Origin of the sequence: Rhizobium sp. YTU87027 (assembly GCF_050644135.1) — a bacterium.
In the GTDB taxonomy this organism is placed as follows: Bacteria; Pseudomonadota; Alphaproteobacteria; order Rhizobiales; family Rhizobiaceae; genus Rhizobium.
Genome location: NZ_CP098440.1, coordinates 2740857 through 2756236, shown reverse-complemented (window position 1 = coordinate 2756236; position 15380 = coordinate 2740857). Strand labels below are relative to the sequence as shown.

The following is a 15380-nucleotide window of genomic DNA, read 5'->3' as shown; positions in this document are numbered from 1 at the left end:
TCCATCACAAAAATTGACTTCGGCAATCAATAAACAAAATAGTGCGGAAACGCGTAATTTTATGTCTCGCTGATGGGATGTTTCGGCAAGATTAGATCGCAAACTGCCGATTTTTTGAATTTGCACTCTTGCGCAGGTGGCGCGTTTCTGCCATAGATCAAGTGAATTAGGACAGGGTTGCTGTCCTATTTGGCCGCAATGGCCGAAGAGGCGCCAAAAAACCTTACACTCGTGGGGTTTCACGCTATAGTTCTTCAAATGCGGGCGAATGCCCGTGTGCGGAGGCGGATGGCAGGCGCAGGAGCGCACGGTTGCTTTCCCCTGGAGAGCCTGCCGCCGGCGACCGGATCTTCGATAATGCAACAGCGCTGTCACGCGCCGAACCTAGGATCAGGGACGGCGCGCGACAAGAAGCCGCCCGCAGCCCCGCGGGCTCTGACAGGAGGGAAAGATGACGAAGACGCCATCCACGGGTTTTGACCAGTTCGCAGCAGCAACGACGCGCGCGACGGCCAATACGCGTAAATTCGCCTCCGGTCTGCCGCGAAAGCAGGGGCTGTATGACCCGCGCAACGAGCACGATGCCTGCGGCGTCGGCTTTGTCGCCCATATGAAGGGTCAGAAGTCGCACCAGATCGTTAAGGACGGTCTCTTCATTCTCGAGAACCTGACGCACCGTGGTGCCGTCGGCGCCGATCCGCTGATGGGCGATGGCGCGGGTATTCTCGTGCAGATCCCCGATCGCTTCTTCCGTGAGGAAATGGCCAAGCAGGGCATCACCTTGCCGAAGGTTGGCGAGTACGGCATGGGTCACATCTTCATGCCGCGTGACGAAAAGCAGATCGCGCATTTCAAGAAGGTGATCCAGGACGTCATCACCGAAGAAGGTCAGGTCTTCCTCGGTTTCCGCGACGTGCCCGTCGACAATTCCTCGCTTTCGAAGGCGCCTGAGATTGCTGCCACCGAGCCGCATCACGTGCAGGTCTTCATCGGCGCGGGCAAGGACGCTGCGACGAACGACGAGTTCGAGCGTCGCCTGTTCACGCTCCGCAAGGTGATCTCCAACCGCATCTACGACGAATTCGACGGCGAGGAGAGCAACTTCTATCCGGTGTCGCTCTCGTCGGCGACCGTCGTCTACAAGGGCATGTTCCTGGCCTACCAGGTTGGCGCCTACTACAAGGACCTGTCGGACCCGCGTTTCGAAACCGCGGTTGCCCTTGTACATCAGCGCTTCTCGACCAACACCTTCCCGTCGTGGAAGCTGGCGCACCCCTACCGCATGGTCGCCCACAACGGCGAAATCAACACTCTGCGCTCCAACGTCAACTGGATGGCGGCACGTCAGGCCTCGGTGTCCTCGCCGCTCTTCGGCGACGATATCTCGAAGCTCTGGCCGATCTCCTATGAAGGCCAGTCGGACACTGCCTGTTTCGACAACGCGCTCGAGTTCCTCGTGCGCGGCGGCTACTCCATGGCGCATGCCGTGATGATGCTGATCCCGGAAGCCTGGGCCGGCAACCAGTCGATGGCGGCCGACCGCAAGGCATTCTACGAATACCATGCTGCCCTGATGGAGCCGTGGGACGGACCGGCGGCTGTTGCCTTCACTGACGGCAAGCAGATCGGCGCGACGCTCGACCGCAACGGCCTGCGTCCGGCACGCTACCTCGTCACGTCAGACGACCGCGTCATCCTCGCTTCGGAAGCCGGTACGCTGCCGGTGGCTGAAGAGGATATCGTCCAGAAGTGGCGCCTGCAGCCGGGCAAGATGCTGCTGATCGACATGGAGAAGGGTCGCATCGTTTCCGACGAGGAAGTGAAGTCCGAACTCGCAACCAAACACCCCTATCGCAACTGGCTGGATCGCACGCAGCTCATCCTCGAAGACCTGAAGCCGGTCGAGCCGCGCGCGCTGCGTCGCGACGTGTCGCTGCTCAACCGCCAGCAGGCCTTCGGCTACACGACCGAAGACACCAAGATCCTGATGTCGCCGATGGCGACGACGGGCCAGGAAGCTGTCGGCTCGATGGGCACCGACACGCCGATCTCGGCGATGTCGGAAAAGTCGAAGCTGCTCTACACCTATTTCAAGCAGAACTTCGCGCAGGTCACCAACCCGCCGATCGACCCGATCCGCGAAGAGCTCGTCATGAGCCTCGTTTCGTTCATCGGGCCGCGTCCGAACATTCTCGACCATACCGGCATGGCGAATGCCAAGCGCCTGGAAGTGCGTCAGCCGATCCTGACCAATGGCGATCTCGAAAAGATCCGCTCGATCGGTCACACGGAAGACCGCTTCGACACCAAGACGCTCGACTTCACCTATGACGTCGAGCGTGGCGCCGAAGGCATGCCCGAGATGCTCGATCGTCTCTGTGAGCGCGCGGAAGCGGCAGTCAAGGGCGGCTACAACATCATCGTGCTCTCCGATCGCCAGATCGGACCGGATCGTATCGCGATCCCGGCGCTCTTGGCGACCGCTGCCGTCCACCATCACCTGATCCGCAAGGGACTGCGTACCTCGGTCGGCCTCGTCGTCGAGACCGGCGAGCCGCGCGAAGTGCATCATTTCTGCTTGCTCGCAGGCTATGGCGCCGAAGCGATCAACCCTTACCTTGCCTTCGACACGCTGCTTGACATGCATGCCAAGGGCGAGTTCCCGAAGGAAGTGGACGCCTCCGAAGTCGTCTACCGCTACATCAAGGCGGTCGGTAAGGGCATCCTCAAGGTCATGTCGAAGATGGGCATCTCGACCTATCAGTCTTATTGCGGCGGTCAGATCTTCGACGCGATCGGCCTGCAGCAGGAGCTGGTCGACAAGTACTTCTTCGGCACCGCGACGATGATCGAAGGCGTCGATCTCAAGGCGATCGCCGAAGAGACCGTTGCCCGTCACAACTCCGCTTTCGGCAAGGACCCGCTGCTCGCGACCACGCTCGATATCGGTGGTGAGTATGCCTACCGCATGCGCGGCGAAAGCCATGCGTGGACCCCGGATGCGGTGGCCACGCTGCAGCACGCCGTTCGCGGCAATGCCGAGGACCGCTACCGCGAGTTCGCCGAGATGGTGAACACCTCGGCGCTGCGCATGAACACGATCCGCGGCCTGTTCAACATCAAGAGTGCCGAGCAGCTCGGTCGCAAGCCGGTCTCGGTCGATGAGGTCGAGCCTGCTGCCGAGATCGTCAAGCGTTTCTCGACGGGCGCTATGTCCTTCGGCTCGATCAGCCGCGAGGCGCATACGACGCTGGCGATCGCGATGAACAAGATCGGCGGCAAGTCCAACACCGGCGAGGGCGGCGAAGAGTCGGACCGCTACATGCCGCTGCCGGATGGTTCGTCGAACCCGGAACGCTCGGCGATCAAGCAGATCGCATCGGGACGCTTCGGTGTCACGACCGAGTACCTCGTCAACGCCGACATGCTGCAGATCAAGGTCGCGCAGGGTGCGAAGCCCGGCGAAGGCGGCCAGTTGCCCGGCCACAAGGTCGATGCGACTGTTGCCAAGACCCGCCACTCGACGCCGGGCGTCGGCCTGATCTCGCCACCGCCGCACCACGACATCTATTCGATCGAAGATCTGGCGCAGCTGATCTACGACCTGAAGAACGTCAACCCGACGTCCGATGTCTCGGTCAAGCTCGTCTCGGAAGTCGGTGTCGGCACGGTCGCCGCCGGCGTTGCCAAGGCGCGCGCCGACCACATCACCGTCTCCGGCTTTGACGGTGGTACCGGCGCATCGCCGCTGACCTCGCTGAAGCATGCCGGTTCTCCTTGGGAAATCGGCCTTGCCGAAACCCAGCAGACGCTTGTCCTGAACGGCCTGCGTTCGCGCATCGCCCTGCAGGTCGATGGCGGTCTGAAGACCGGCCGCGACGTCATCATCGGTGCGCTTCTCGGTGCCGACGAATTCGGCTTCGCGACCGCGCCGCTGATTGCCGCCGGCTGCATCATGATGCGCAAGTGTCACCTGAACACCTGTCCTGTCGGCGTTGCGACGCAGGATCCGGTTCTGCGCAAGCGCTTCAAGGGCACGCCGGAGCATGTGGTCAACTTCTTCTTCTTCGTCGCCAACGAAGTGCGCGAAATCCTGGCCTCGCTCGGCTTCACCAAGCTCGATGACATCATCGGCGCTTCGGAACTGCTCGGGAAGGACGAGATGCTGGCGCATTGGAAGTCCAAGGGGCTCGACTTCAGCCGCATCTTCCACAAGGTCGAGGCGCCGAAGGATGCGACCTACTGGACATCACGCCAGAAGCACCCGATCGACGACATTCTCGATCGCAAGCTGATCGCGGAAGCCGAGCCGGCACTGTCTTCGAAGACGCCTGTGTCCTTCGAAGTCGACATCAAGAACGTCGACCGTTCGGCGGGCGCGATGCTTTCAGGTGAAGTTGCCAAGCGCTACAACCACCGTGGCCTCAAGGACGACACGATCAGCGTGACGCTCAAGGGCACGGCCGGCCAGTCGTTCGGCGCGTTCCTGGCGCGCGGCGTCACCTTCAACCTGATCGGTGACGGCAACGACTATGTCGGCAAGGGCCTGTCGGGCGGCAAGATCATCGTCCGGCCGCCTGAGAACTCGAAGATCGTGGCGGAAGAGTCGATCATCGTCGGCAACACCGTTCTCTACGGTGCGACCGAAGGCGAGTGCTACTTCCGTGGCGTCGCCGGCGAGCGCTTCGCGGTCCGCAACTCGGGTGCGATCGCCATCGTCGAGGGCGTGGGCGACCACGGCTGCGAATACATGACGGGCGGTGTCGTTGTCGTTCTCGGCTCGACGGGGCGTAACTTCGCGGCCGGTATGTCCGGTGGCGTTGCCTACGTGCTCGATGAGGCCGGCGATTTCGCCAAGCGCTGCAACATGGCGATGGTCGAGCTCGAACCGGTTCCGGAAGAGGACGACATGCTGGAGAAGCTGCATCATCACGGCGGCGACCTCATGCACAAGGGACGCGTCGACGTCTCCGGTGACATGACGCGTCACGACGAGGAGCGCCTCTACCAGCTGATCTCCAACCATCTGCACTACACGGGCTCCACCCGCGCCAAGCAGATCCTGGACAGCTGGGCCGACTACCGTCCGAAGTTCCGCAAGGTCATGCCGGTCGAGTACCGCCGTGCGCTTGAAGAAATGGAACGCGCCCGCATGGGAATTGCGGCCGAGTAAATACGCTTACTTCCGTTGCGCTGGCGAAGGTCGGCGCGGCGGATGACCGAAATATCTCAATGACCCACACGTCGGCAGCAGCCTCAGGCAGCGCAGACGTGTGGATAGCACTCAAGGGATATGCTTGATGACGGTCGAAAGAAGCAACTTGCCTCCACTGTCGAGGCTGACGATGGACAACTGGCCGCAGGCGAGGCGGTCATGAGTGTAAGGGACGAAAATATGGGTAAGGTCACAGGGTTTCTGGAAATCGACCGGCAGGTAGCGAAGTATCAGCCTGCCTCGGATCGCATCCGGCATTTCCGCGAATTCACGATCCCGATGTCGGACCAGGAAGTGCAGAAACAGGCAGCCCGCTGCATGGACTGTGGCATCCCTTATTGCCACGGTCCGACCGGTTGTCCTGTGCACAACCAGATTCCGGACTGGAACGACCTCGTCTACAACAACAACTGGGAAGCGGCGATCCAGAACCTGCATTCCACGAACAACTTCCCGGAGTTCACCGGCCGCGTCTGCCCGGCACCTTGCGAGGAAGCTTGCACGTTGAACCTCGAAGACACGCCGGTTGCGATCAAGACCGTCGAGCAGGCGATCGCCGACAAGGCCTACGAGCTCGGATTCATCCGTCCGCAGCCGGCGACTGTCCATACCGGCAAGAAGGTTGCGATCATCGGTTCCGGCCCGGCCGGCATGGCGGCTGCCCAGCAGCTCGGTCGCGCAGGGCATGAGGTCCACGTGTACGAACGCGAAAGCAAGCCCGGCGGGCTGCTGCGCTACGGTATCCCTGACTTCAAGATGGAAAAGAACTTCATCGATCGCCGCGTCGAGCAGATGAAGGGCGAGGGCGTCATCTTCCATTGCGGCGTCAATGTCGGCGTCGACGTGAAGGTCGAGCAGCTGCTCGCCGACCACGATGCGGTTCTCTATTGCGGCGGTTCTGAAACGCCCCGCGAAGCGGGTATCCCGGGTATCGAGCTTTCCGGTGTCCATGATGCGATGCCGTACCTCGTGCAGCAGAACAAGCGAGTCGGCCGCGAAAACATCGATAGCGTTGGCTGGGCCTCCGACCCGATCCTCGCAGGCGCCAAGCATGTCGTCGTCGTCGGTGGCGGCGATACCGCATCAGACTGCGTCGGTACGGCCTTCCGTCAGGGCGCTGTGAAGGTCACGCAGCTCGACATCCGCCCGCAGCCGCCGGAGAAGGAAGACAAGCTCGCCGTCTGGCCGTTCTGGGCAACGAAGATGCGAACCTCGTCCTCGCAAGCGGAAGGCGCCATCCGCGAGTTCCAGGTGGCAACGCTTGAGTTCGTCGGCGAAGACGGTGTGCTGACCGGCGTGAAGTGCTGCGAAGTCGACGAGCGCCGCAAGCCGATCGCCGGCACGGAGTTCATCATCAAGGCCGACCTCGCCTTCATCGCGATCGGTTTCAGCGGTCCGTTCAAGGACAGCGTGCTGAAGGAACTCGACGGCAAGCTCACGCTCAACACCGACCGTCGCGGCTCGACCAACGTCGTTGCCAACGACAAGGACTACAAGACCTCGGTCGACAAGTTCTGGACGGCAGGCGACGTGCGCCGCGGCCAGTCTCTGGTGGTCTGGGCGATCCGCGAAGGCCGTCAGGCAGCCCGCGCTATCGACGAAGCCCTGATGGGCTCGACGGTTTTGCCTCGGTAGGCGACATATTTGAGGGTGGATTTCGGGCCGCTTCGAGCGGCCCTTTCGTTTTATGTGTCTCAGTCACCGTGATACGAACCTCGAGGGCACTAGCTCTGTTGCAGGCGCTTCAGCCATTCATGGCCGGGGTGGCATGCGGCAAGAGAGGTTTTTAGCCATAGACGTTCCGAAGCTGGCAGCTTCGGAAGAGCTCTTTCGAAATCGATCTCATCCTTGGCGCGTTGGTATTTCGCCTTGAATAGAAGAACGACGGCCGGCTTCAAATAGGGAAACCCCTCAGCCGTCGTGCCGACCATCTCGACGCGGGGTCGGGAAATGGCTGGATCCCGTTTATAGATCCAGGTCTCGCGCGTTCCCGGCTCGATCATCATGTCGACACGCCAGCGCCGTACCTCCACGTCCAGACACCATATCTGCGAGATTGTTGCCGGTGGCTCCTGGTTCACCGGCAGGTGCTCAACAACGCCATCTCCCGCAGTGTGGAATTCCATGCCTTTCAAAGCGTCGCGAAAGACATCGAAATCCTGGCGTAGGACCGTAAATTCAAGGTCCTCGTGCTCGCGTGTTTGACGTCCATGCCACAGGTCGAGTGCCCATCCGCCGACGATGCACCACGGTCTTGAGATACCGCTCAGTCGGCTTGCCAGTTCCGCTGGATGCCAAGCGGACCATGCGCCGTGATCAATCGGCGTTTGTGCGTACAGGCGGACTATTTTATGGAAACCTGTGCCGTTGGCTTCACCGGCGTCATGCGGTAGTCATCGACGCGGCCGACAGGGGGAGCCGCCATCTCGCCATCCTGAACCAGCAGATCGCGTGGCGACTTGGTGGCGCTGACCGGCAATGCTCTACCGCCAAGGAGTTCCGCGCCGCCATCCAGGTTGGGGTCGGAGAGGCTGATCGGTTCTGTACGACCGGGCATTGCAACAGCGTCGAGCGCCGGCGCGTTGCCAGTATCGAGGCGGACGAGATCAGGGCTTGCCTGTATTCCGAGAATCCGGCGCACAGGCTTCTCGACATAGAAGGCCAACTTGCGCCGGCCGGCTTCGGTAAAGTTGATGCCGTCTGAGGTGCGAAGGCGAACCTGCTGGCCGTTGATATCCGAGCCGGTGACGATGAAGTCACCGCCTTCGTCGACAAAACCGTCCCAGATGTCGACGAACTCGCCTCCCATGCCTTCCATCTGCTTGCGAAACAGTTGATTGAGCTGCGCGGCATCGGCGGTCATTGCAGGCGAATCGAAGGCTGGTAGGCCGACCCAAAGTAATGGGATCTTGCGGCTGGTGACCTGCTTGCCGAACGCCACGACGCGACGCTGATACTCAGCATACCATCCGTCCGTCCTGAATTTCTCCTTGCCGATATCGGTCACCATCTGCTGGCGGTCATTCGCACCGAGCATGATGATGACCATGGCCGGCTTGGTCTCGTCCATGAACTTGGTCAGCTGTTGTGGCCAGTCATAGTAATCGTCTCGCACCAGGCCGGAGGCAACGTTGCTATGTGTCTCGACGACGATGCCGGGAGAATCCTTGAAGGCGGCGTCCATGCCGACGCCGAGGCCGCCTGCGAGAAAATCGCCGACGACGAGGATTTTTTGGGCGTTGGCAAGTTTTTCGACGGCCTTCTCCTCAGCGATAACCGGGGCAGCCGGACGCGGGGTGGAAGCGGCCTTCGGCGCGACCTTTCTTTTTGGAGCGGGCTGTCGCTGCGGCGCGTTCTGAGACGGCGCCTGTGGCGGATATTCCTGGATGTAGCGACGCCCGAGGAAGAAGTCGAGAATTGACTGGCGATAGTAATACCGCTCCTGCGCATCGGCCACACGCACCGGCAGCGCGCTGGAGACAAGCACCAGCGTCGCGGCGCCGATCGCACCCCAGCGGAGCGTTGTCCGGTGAACTCGTTTACGCATAGTCAGCAGCCTCGCATCTGCCGGCATTCTCGCATGGAGCGGGAAGGCGCGTCCACACCCCAAAGTGCATGTCGACGACTATTCTCCGTTTACTTGCGAAGCGCGTTTAAGAGCGGCAGTGATGGCTCGCCGTCTTGCTGCATGCCCATACGGGCCTGGACAGCGGCAATGGCCGCCTTCGATCCGCTGCCGAAGTTCCCGTCAACCTCGCCGTCATAATAGCCGAGCGTCTTCAGGCGGGTCTGCAGTTCGAATTTCTCCTTCACGTCGAGCGTGCCGTCCGGCCGCGGCCAGCGCTGTTTCACGCCGCCATAGCCCGCAATCTCATCCGCCAACAGCCCAACAGCGATCGCATAGCTGTCCGAGGCGTTGTAGTTCTTTATCGTGAAGAAGTTGCCGGTCATCAGAAAGCCCGGGCCATCGGGGCCAGCCGGCATCTTCAGCACGGCGTTGCTGCCGCCATCACGGAAGCTCTTGCCGTTGGGCCGGGTCAGGCCAAGGGAGGCCCACTGCGCCAACGTGTGGGTCTTGCCGACCTGCTTCTTGGCGTTCGGCGGCACAACAACTTCGTAGCCCCAGGTCTTGCCGGCATCCCATCCGTTCTTCATCAGCAGGTTGGCAGAGGTGGCGAGTGCATCGGGCACGGAGTTCCAGATGTCGCGATGGCCGTTGCCGTCGGCGTCGACGGCGTAGAGCAGATAGCTTGTCGGAATGAACTGGGTGTGGCCCATCGCGCCAGCCCAGGAGCCGGTCATGCCATCCGGGGAGATGTCGCCGTTCTGCAGAATCTTTAGCGCGGCAATCAACTGCTTCTTGGCGAACTTGGCGCGGCGTTCGTCGGCGTAGGCGAGCGTCGCCAGGGCACGCGGCACATAATGCAGGCGATCGTCCTTGCCGAGAACCGCGCCGTAATTCGATTCCATCGACCAGATGGCAAGGAGAATCGTCTTGTCCACGCCGTACTGGCGCTCGATCGAATTCAGAGTCGAAGCGTATTTGGCGGCCATCTGACGGCCGATCTGGACAGTGTAAGGATTTACACGAGAATCCACATAGTCCCAGATTTTTGTCGTGAATTCAGGCTGATAGGCCGCCTTCTCGAGCACTGTCGGGTCCGGATCGCTGACGCCTGCGAAGGCTTTGCGGTAGGTTGCCTTGCTGATGCCATTTTGAGCGGCAGTTTGATAGAAGTCCGCGATCCATTTCTGGAACCGCTGATCGGCTTTCGCGTTGAGGGGAGCCAGACCGGCGGACGCGGTCACGATGAGTGCGATAGCAAGACCACGAAGGGAGTTTCTGTGATTTTGAGTCATCGGCGGTCATCCGTCCTTTCGTTTCAGGCACAGCGGAGCGCGAATATCCGCTCAGGCCTGAGACTACCTGAACGAAGTCAACAAATTCTTTACCATGACACAGGAACGCAGTCACCATTTGCAAAACGGTAGCAAATCTCATCTAGTCCAATCGAAAATGCCTTTTATTTCAAGCGATGTAATCATCGCAGGAGGATTGTGTGGCAGAGCATAAAAAAGTTCGTAAAGCTGTATTTCCGGTTGCGGGTCTCGGGACTCGCTTTCTCCCGGCCACCAAGGCCGTGCCGAAGGAGATGCTGACTGTCGTCGACAAGCCCATCATTCAGTATGTGGTCGACGAAGCTTTGGAAGCGGGTATCGAGCATTTCGTTTTCGTCACCGGCCGTAACAAGCATATCATCGAAGACTACTTCGATATCCATTTCGAGCTCGAGCAGACGCTGCGCGAGCGCAGTAAGCAGGCGGAAATGACGCTGCTTGCCGGCCAGCTTCCCAAGGCTGGTACGGTCAGCTTCACACGTCAGCAGGAGCCGCTTGGCCTCGGCCACGCCGTCTGGTGTGCCCGCGAGATCGTCGGCAATGAACCTTTCGCGCTGCTGCTGCCCGACATGATCATGAAGAGCGAAGGCAAGGGATGCATGAAGGGCATGATCGATCTTTATGCCCACAGCGGCGGCAACATCATCGCCGTCGAGGAATGCGCACCCGATCAAGCTCACAAGTATGGTATCGTCGGCGTTGGCGAGCAGATCGGCGACGGTTTCCGTATCACCAGCATGGTCGAGAAGCCGGCCAAGGGCACGGCGCCATCGAACTATTTCATCAACGGCCGCTACATCCTGCAGCCCGAGATCTTCAAGATCCTCGAGACGCAGGAACGCGGCGCCGGCAATGAAATCCAGCTGACCGACGGCATGCTGAAGCTGCTGAAGGATCAGGCCTTCGCGGGCTATCACTTCCGCGGCACGACCTACGACTGCGGCGCCAAGGACGGCTTCATCCTGGCCAACGTGGCTTTCGCACTCGAACGTGCGGATATCCGCCCGACCGTCGAGAATGGTTTCAAGGAACTGCTGAAGGGCCTCTGAAGCGCACCTGGCGACTGGACGAATTCAATCCGCCTCCAAGTCTCCCAGTTGGAGGCGGATTTTTTTCATCGCTTCAGTTTCAGGCCGAGGCCGGCACGCCATTGCTCTGAGTCGCTGCTCGTCTTCCGGGATGTCAGCTCGTAGCCGATCGTACTGGTCAGATCGAGGTAGCGGTTGATATTCCAGGTCAAACCGGCGCTCGTGGTGTAGACGGTCTCGTCGCTCGTCGGGCTATCGGATGGATAGTCGCGGTAGGTGATGCCGCCGAGGACGGTGCCCGTCAGATTGTCACGCAGCTGATGCGTGATGCCCGTCGTCAAGGCATGGGAAACGTAGCCGGATTCTCCTGCAGTCGTTGACGGGTTGATGCTGGTCAGCAGACCGATGGTGACGTCGGTACCCCTGAGCGGGGACCAAAGCAGTTGAGCGTCCACCACGGCTGTGTCGATGTCCGAGAGGCGGTCGTCGTCGAAGGTGGCGGTCTGGTAGCCGATCCCAACCTCGCCGCGGAGCTTTTCACCCATGTCGAGCGCGACGCCGACTTTGGCGCCATAGCTATCCCCGGAGCGGCGGTAGCCCGCCGAATCCACCGCGTCGTCATAGACCGTCTTGCCGACATTGGCCTCGATGAAGGGGATTAGTGCGGGAGACAGCTCGTAACCGATGCGACCGCGGATCGTGCCGCTGGTTTCATTGCGGTCGCTCAGCGAAACGGTTGTCCCGTCGGACAGCGTCGCGTCGGAATAGATCGCACGGCTGACATCGATGCCGGTGCTGCCGCGCAGGATACCGAAGTCGCGCTCGATCGAAGCGCCGGCGCTGAATTCCTGAACATCCGATTGCTTGTCCGCGTTCTGCAAGGCATTCGGATCATCGGTGTCTTCACGATAGAAATGATAGCCGCCGATGATGTGCGCGGTCGTATCTTCCGGAAGATCCAGCCGCAAATCGCCGTTGATCTTGAAATCCGGTTGTTCTTCGCCTTCGCCGCTCACGTTTTTTTGCCATGCGCCGTCGGTGGTCACGGAGAGCTGGTGCAACGACCAGTCGGATGTCAAGGTGGCGTGCAGGTCCGTTTCGAGGAACCCACGCGTCTGCTTGATACCGGCGTCTTTCTGCGTCTCGGTGTTGATGCTCTGGGTGACGGTGGGGCGCAGGACAAAGGTGCCGATGCGGATGCCCGGCGTTTCCTCGGTAGCTGGATTCGGTTCCGGCTTGCGGGCCGGCAGCCGCTCGTCGAGTGGGGCCTCCCGCGTGTTGAGGCGCATCATATCCTCGTCGAGGATTGAGCCGGTGGTTTCGTCGCTCGGCTTCTGATCGGACGCTGCCGTTCGGGCGGTGGTGGCTCCTTGCGTGGCATTGTTGGCCGCTGACGTCGTGCCGTCAGGTGTTTCAGGGATATCGCCTTCATCCTCCGGCGCCGCGGCAGCCGGTGTGTTGGATGGGCGAATCGCGCTGTTGGAGACCGGCGTCGACTGCGCAAATGCGGCTTGGGGAACAATGAAAGCGCCCGCGGCCAGAACCATGGACACGGCAAAGCCCGCCGCACGGAGCGGCGTGAGACTGCTCGTATCCTTCCAATGGCTCATTTCGATCCTGGCATGCTTCGAAGCGTTACCCGAACGTAAAGGCTTGTGGTTAACCATTCGTTGTGCGGGCGCGGGGTGAGGAACAGCCAATGGACTCGGCCGGTGAAAACCGCTAACCCAGTGCCATGATCAAAAGAGCGGTAAATGTCATCGAGGATGGTGTCCTGGAGTCTGCAAGGCGGACGATCGGCACCGAGAGAGCGGCACTTGAGGCCTTGGAGCGTGCTTTTGACGACGGCCTCGCCTCGCCCTTCATGCGCGCAGTCGAGACGATTACCGGAATCACCGGTCGCGTCATCGTGACAGGTGTCGGCAAGAGCGGCCATATCGGGGTCAAGATCGCCGCCACACTGGCTTCGACAGGCACACCGGCCTTCTTCGTCCACGCTGCCGAGGCGAACCACGGCGATCTCGGGATGATCGGCACGACCGACGTGGTTCTTGCCCTTTCCAAGGGCGGAGAGAGTGCGGAGCTCCGCAGCATCGTTGCCTACACGCGCCGTTTTTCGATTCCGCTGATTGCCGTCACCTGCTCCGAGAAGTCGTCTCTTGCGACTGCTTCCGATATCATCCTGCTGATGCCGAACGAGGAGGAGGCCTGCCCACATGGGCTCGCGCCGACAACGTCGACATTGATGCAGCTCGCCATGGGCGACGCGCTGGCAATCGCCCTTTTGGACGCGCGCGGCTTCACCGCCCGCGATTTCCATGTTTTCCATCCGGGCGGCAAGCTCGGTGCGAGCCTCAGCCATGTCGCCGATATCATGCATACGGGTGACCGTGTGCCGTTGGTGACGAAGGGGACGTCGGTGCCGGACGCTATCTCGACACTCTCACGCAAGCATTTCGGTTGCGTCGGGATCGTCGAGGAGGACGGCCGTCTCTGTGGTATCGTTACGGAAGGCGACCTGGCGCGCAACCTGACGCGCAACCTCTCCGAACTGCTGGTTGACGATATCATGACCCGGACACCGAAGACGGTGAAGCCGACGGTGCTGGCGACCGCTGCGCTGGCCATGCTCAACCAACACAGCATCGGAGCCCTGATCGTCATCGACGATGACAGCCGCCCGGTCGGGCTCGTGCATTTCCACGATCTGCTGCGGATCGGCGTGGCCTGATCAGGCCGCTTCCACGGTCAGATCGCGGCCGCTGCTTGCCACCACCTTGACCCTAGTGCCCACTGGCAGATCGGGGCCGCTGACGCGCCATACCGTATCGTCGAGGCGAATTCGGCCACGCCCTTCACGAATGGGCTCGGCCAACGTTGCGGTGCGTCCGACAAGGCTTTCGGCCCGCTGATTGAGGAACGGCTGATCGGTTTCGCCATGCTGCAAAGTCAGCTTGCGGCCCATGAGCGTCGTCGCGACGGCGAGCAGCGCAAACAGGATGGCTTGAACCTGCCAGAACCAGAAGCTGCTGTCCCAGAACAGCAGCGACAATATGCCGACAATCAAGGCGGCAAGGCCGATCCAGACAAGGAAGAAGCCCGGCGCGATCAATTCTGCTGCCAACAGTATCAGGCCGGCGATCCACCAGCTCCAGGGTCCGAGTTCCGCGACAAGGCTGGCGATCATGGCTCATCGCTCCGTTGGCGGGTTGAAAGGGTTGACGGCCGGAGTGGTACGCGGCGTTGGCTGCGGGCGCGGCGCCGGCGCGGTCGGGTTATCGCCGAAGACCTCTTTGGCGATGGCCCCGATACCGCCAAGCGAGCCGATAAGAGAGGAAGCTTCGACGGGCATCAGCACGACCTTGGAATTGCCGGCGGTGCCGATCGAGGCCAGCGCTTCGGTGTATTTCTGGGCAACGAAATAGTTGATTGCCTGAACGTTGCCCGATGCAATTGCTTCGGACACCATCTTCGTCGCCTTTGCTTCAGCCTCGGCCAAACGTTCTCGAGCCTCGGCGTTGCGGAAGGCTGCTTCGCGCTGGCCCTCGGCCTGCAGAATTGCGGATTGCTTGGAGCCTTCGGCCCGGAGGATCTGGGCGTTACGCGAGCCTTCCGCTTCGAGCACCTGGGCGCGCTTTTCGCGTTCAGCCTTCATCTGCCGCGCCATGGCGTCCACGAGATCGCGCGGCGGCTGGATGTCCTTGATCTCGACGCGGGTTACCTTGATGCCCCAGGGCTGCACGGCATCGTCGACAACACGCAAGAGCCGGTCGTTGATTGCGTCACGGTTCGACAGCAATTCGTCGAGATCCATGGAGCCCATGACCGTGCGGATGTTGGTCATCGTAAGGTTCAGAATGGCATTCTCGAGGTGCGCGACCTGATAGGCTGCCTCGGCGGCGTTGAGGACCTGATAGAAGGCGACGGCGTCGGTCGAGATAGAGGCGTTATCCTTGGTGATGACCTCTTGCGTCGGCACGTTGAGGACCTGCTCCATGACGTTCATCCGTGCACCGACGCGCTCGATGAAGGGAGTGATCACGTTGAGGCCGGGTTCAAGGGTGCGGGTGTAGCGGCCGAAGCGCTCGATGGTATAGCGATAGCCCTGCGGCACCGTCTTGATGCCGGCAAACAGGACCAGGATGACGAAGATCACCAGTGCAATGACGACGATGTCGAAGCCACTCAGAACCATAAAACTCCCCCGCGATAGAATCGACTGACGCAACCTTAAACGA

At 61.0% G+C, this 15380-nt stretch carries 10 protein-coding genes; 4 read left to right on the top strand and 6 right to left on the bottom strand.

Annotated elements, in window-relative coordinates; genetic code table 11:
- Nucleotides 1-451 precede the first annotated feature (451 nt).
- The gene (gene gltB / locus NBG89_RS13695; RefSeq protein WP_431320408.1) at nucleotides 452-5173 is read left to right on the top strand and encodes a glutamate synthase large subunit; all 4722 of its coding nucleotides are present in this window, start codon (nucleotides 452-454) and stop codon (nucleotides 5171-5173) included.
- A gap of 222 nt (nucleotides 5174-5395) precedes the next feature.
- On the top strand, nucleotides 5396-6850 hold the full coding sequence (locus NBG89_RS13690; RefSeq protein WP_431320407.1) for a glutamate synthase subunit beta: 1455 nt from the start codon (nucleotides 5396-5398) through the stop codon (nucleotides 6848-6850).
- A gap of 89 nt (nucleotides 6851-6939) precedes the next feature.
- Here the strand turns inward: NBG89_RS13690 and NBG89_RS13685 are convergent, their stop codons facing one another.
- The 3 genes from NBG89_RS13685 to NBG89_RS13675 all read right to left on the bottom strand — a co-directional run bounded on the left by NBG89_RS13685 (nucleotide 6940) and on the right by NBG89_RS13675 (nucleotide 10075).
- Entirely contained in the window at nucleotides 6940-7554 is a 615-nt protein-coding gene (locus NBG89_RS13685; protein WP_431322691.1) for a nucleotidyltransferase domain-containing protein, read from the bottom strand.
- Between the two features lie 5 nt (nucleotides 7555-7559).
- A complete protein-coding gene (locus NBG89_RS13680) occupies nucleotides 7560-8789 on the bottom strand; it encodes an SGNH/GDSL hydrolase family protein (protein ID WP_431320406.1) in 1230 nt (409 codons plus the stop codon).
- Nucleotides 8790-8851: 62 nt separating this feature from the next.
- The gene (locus NBG89_RS13675) at nucleotides 8852-10075 is read right to left on the bottom strand and encodes a lytic murein transglycosylase (protein WP_431320405.1); all 1224 of its coding nucleotides are present in this window, start codon (nucleotides 10073-10075) and stop codon (nucleotides 8852-8854) included.
- A 200-nt stretch (nucleotides 10076-10275) separates the two neighbouring features.
- Between NBG89_RS13675 and galU the strand changes: the two genes are divergently transcribed.
- Nucleotides 10276-11163 carry a UTP--glucose-1-phosphate uridylyltransferase GalU gene (gene galU / locus NBG89_RS13670; RefSeq protein ID WP_431320404.1) on the top strand — a complete coding sequence of 296 codons (888 nt, stop codon included), beginning with the start codon at nucleotides 10276-10278 and terminating at the stop codon, nucleotides 11161-11163.
- Between the two features lie 65 nt (nucleotides 11164-11228).
- On the opposite strand, the gene NBG89_RS13665 is transcribed toward galU, so the two are convergent.
- Entirely contained in the window at nucleotides 11229-12752 is a 1524-nt protein-coding gene (locus NBG89_RS13665) for an outer membrane beta-barrel protein (protein ID WP_431320403.1), read from the bottom strand.
- A 125-nt stretch (nucleotides 12753-12877) separates the two neighbouring features.
- Here NBG89_RS13665 and NBG89_RS13660 point away from each other — a divergent pair, with 125 nt between their 5' ends.
- On the top strand, nucleotides 12878-13873 hold the full coding sequence (locus NBG89_RS13660; protein WP_431320402.1) for a KpsF/GutQ family sugar-phosphate isomerase: 996 nt from the start codon (nucleotides 12878-12880) through the stop codon (nucleotides 13871-13873).
- Here NBG89_RS13660 and NBG89_RS13655 read toward each other — a convergent pair whose 3' ends face one another.
- Together NBG89_RS13655 and NBG89_RS13650 are read right to left on the bottom strand one after the other, a co-directional pair.
- Nucleotides 13874-14329, bottom strand: a complete 456-nt coding sequence (locus tag NBG89_RS13655; RefSeq protein ID WP_088693324.1) for an NfeD family protein — start codon at nucleotides 14327-14329, stop codon at nucleotides 13874-13876.
- Between the two features lie 3 nt (nucleotides 14330-14332).
- The gene (locus NBG89_RS13650) at nucleotides 14333-15337 is read right to left on the bottom strand and encodes an SPFH domain-containing protein (protein WP_431320401.1); all 1005 of its coding nucleotides are present in this window, start codon (nucleotides 15335-15337) and stop codon (nucleotides 14333-14335) included.
- Between the last annotated feature and the right edge of the window lie 43 nt (nucleotides 15338-15380).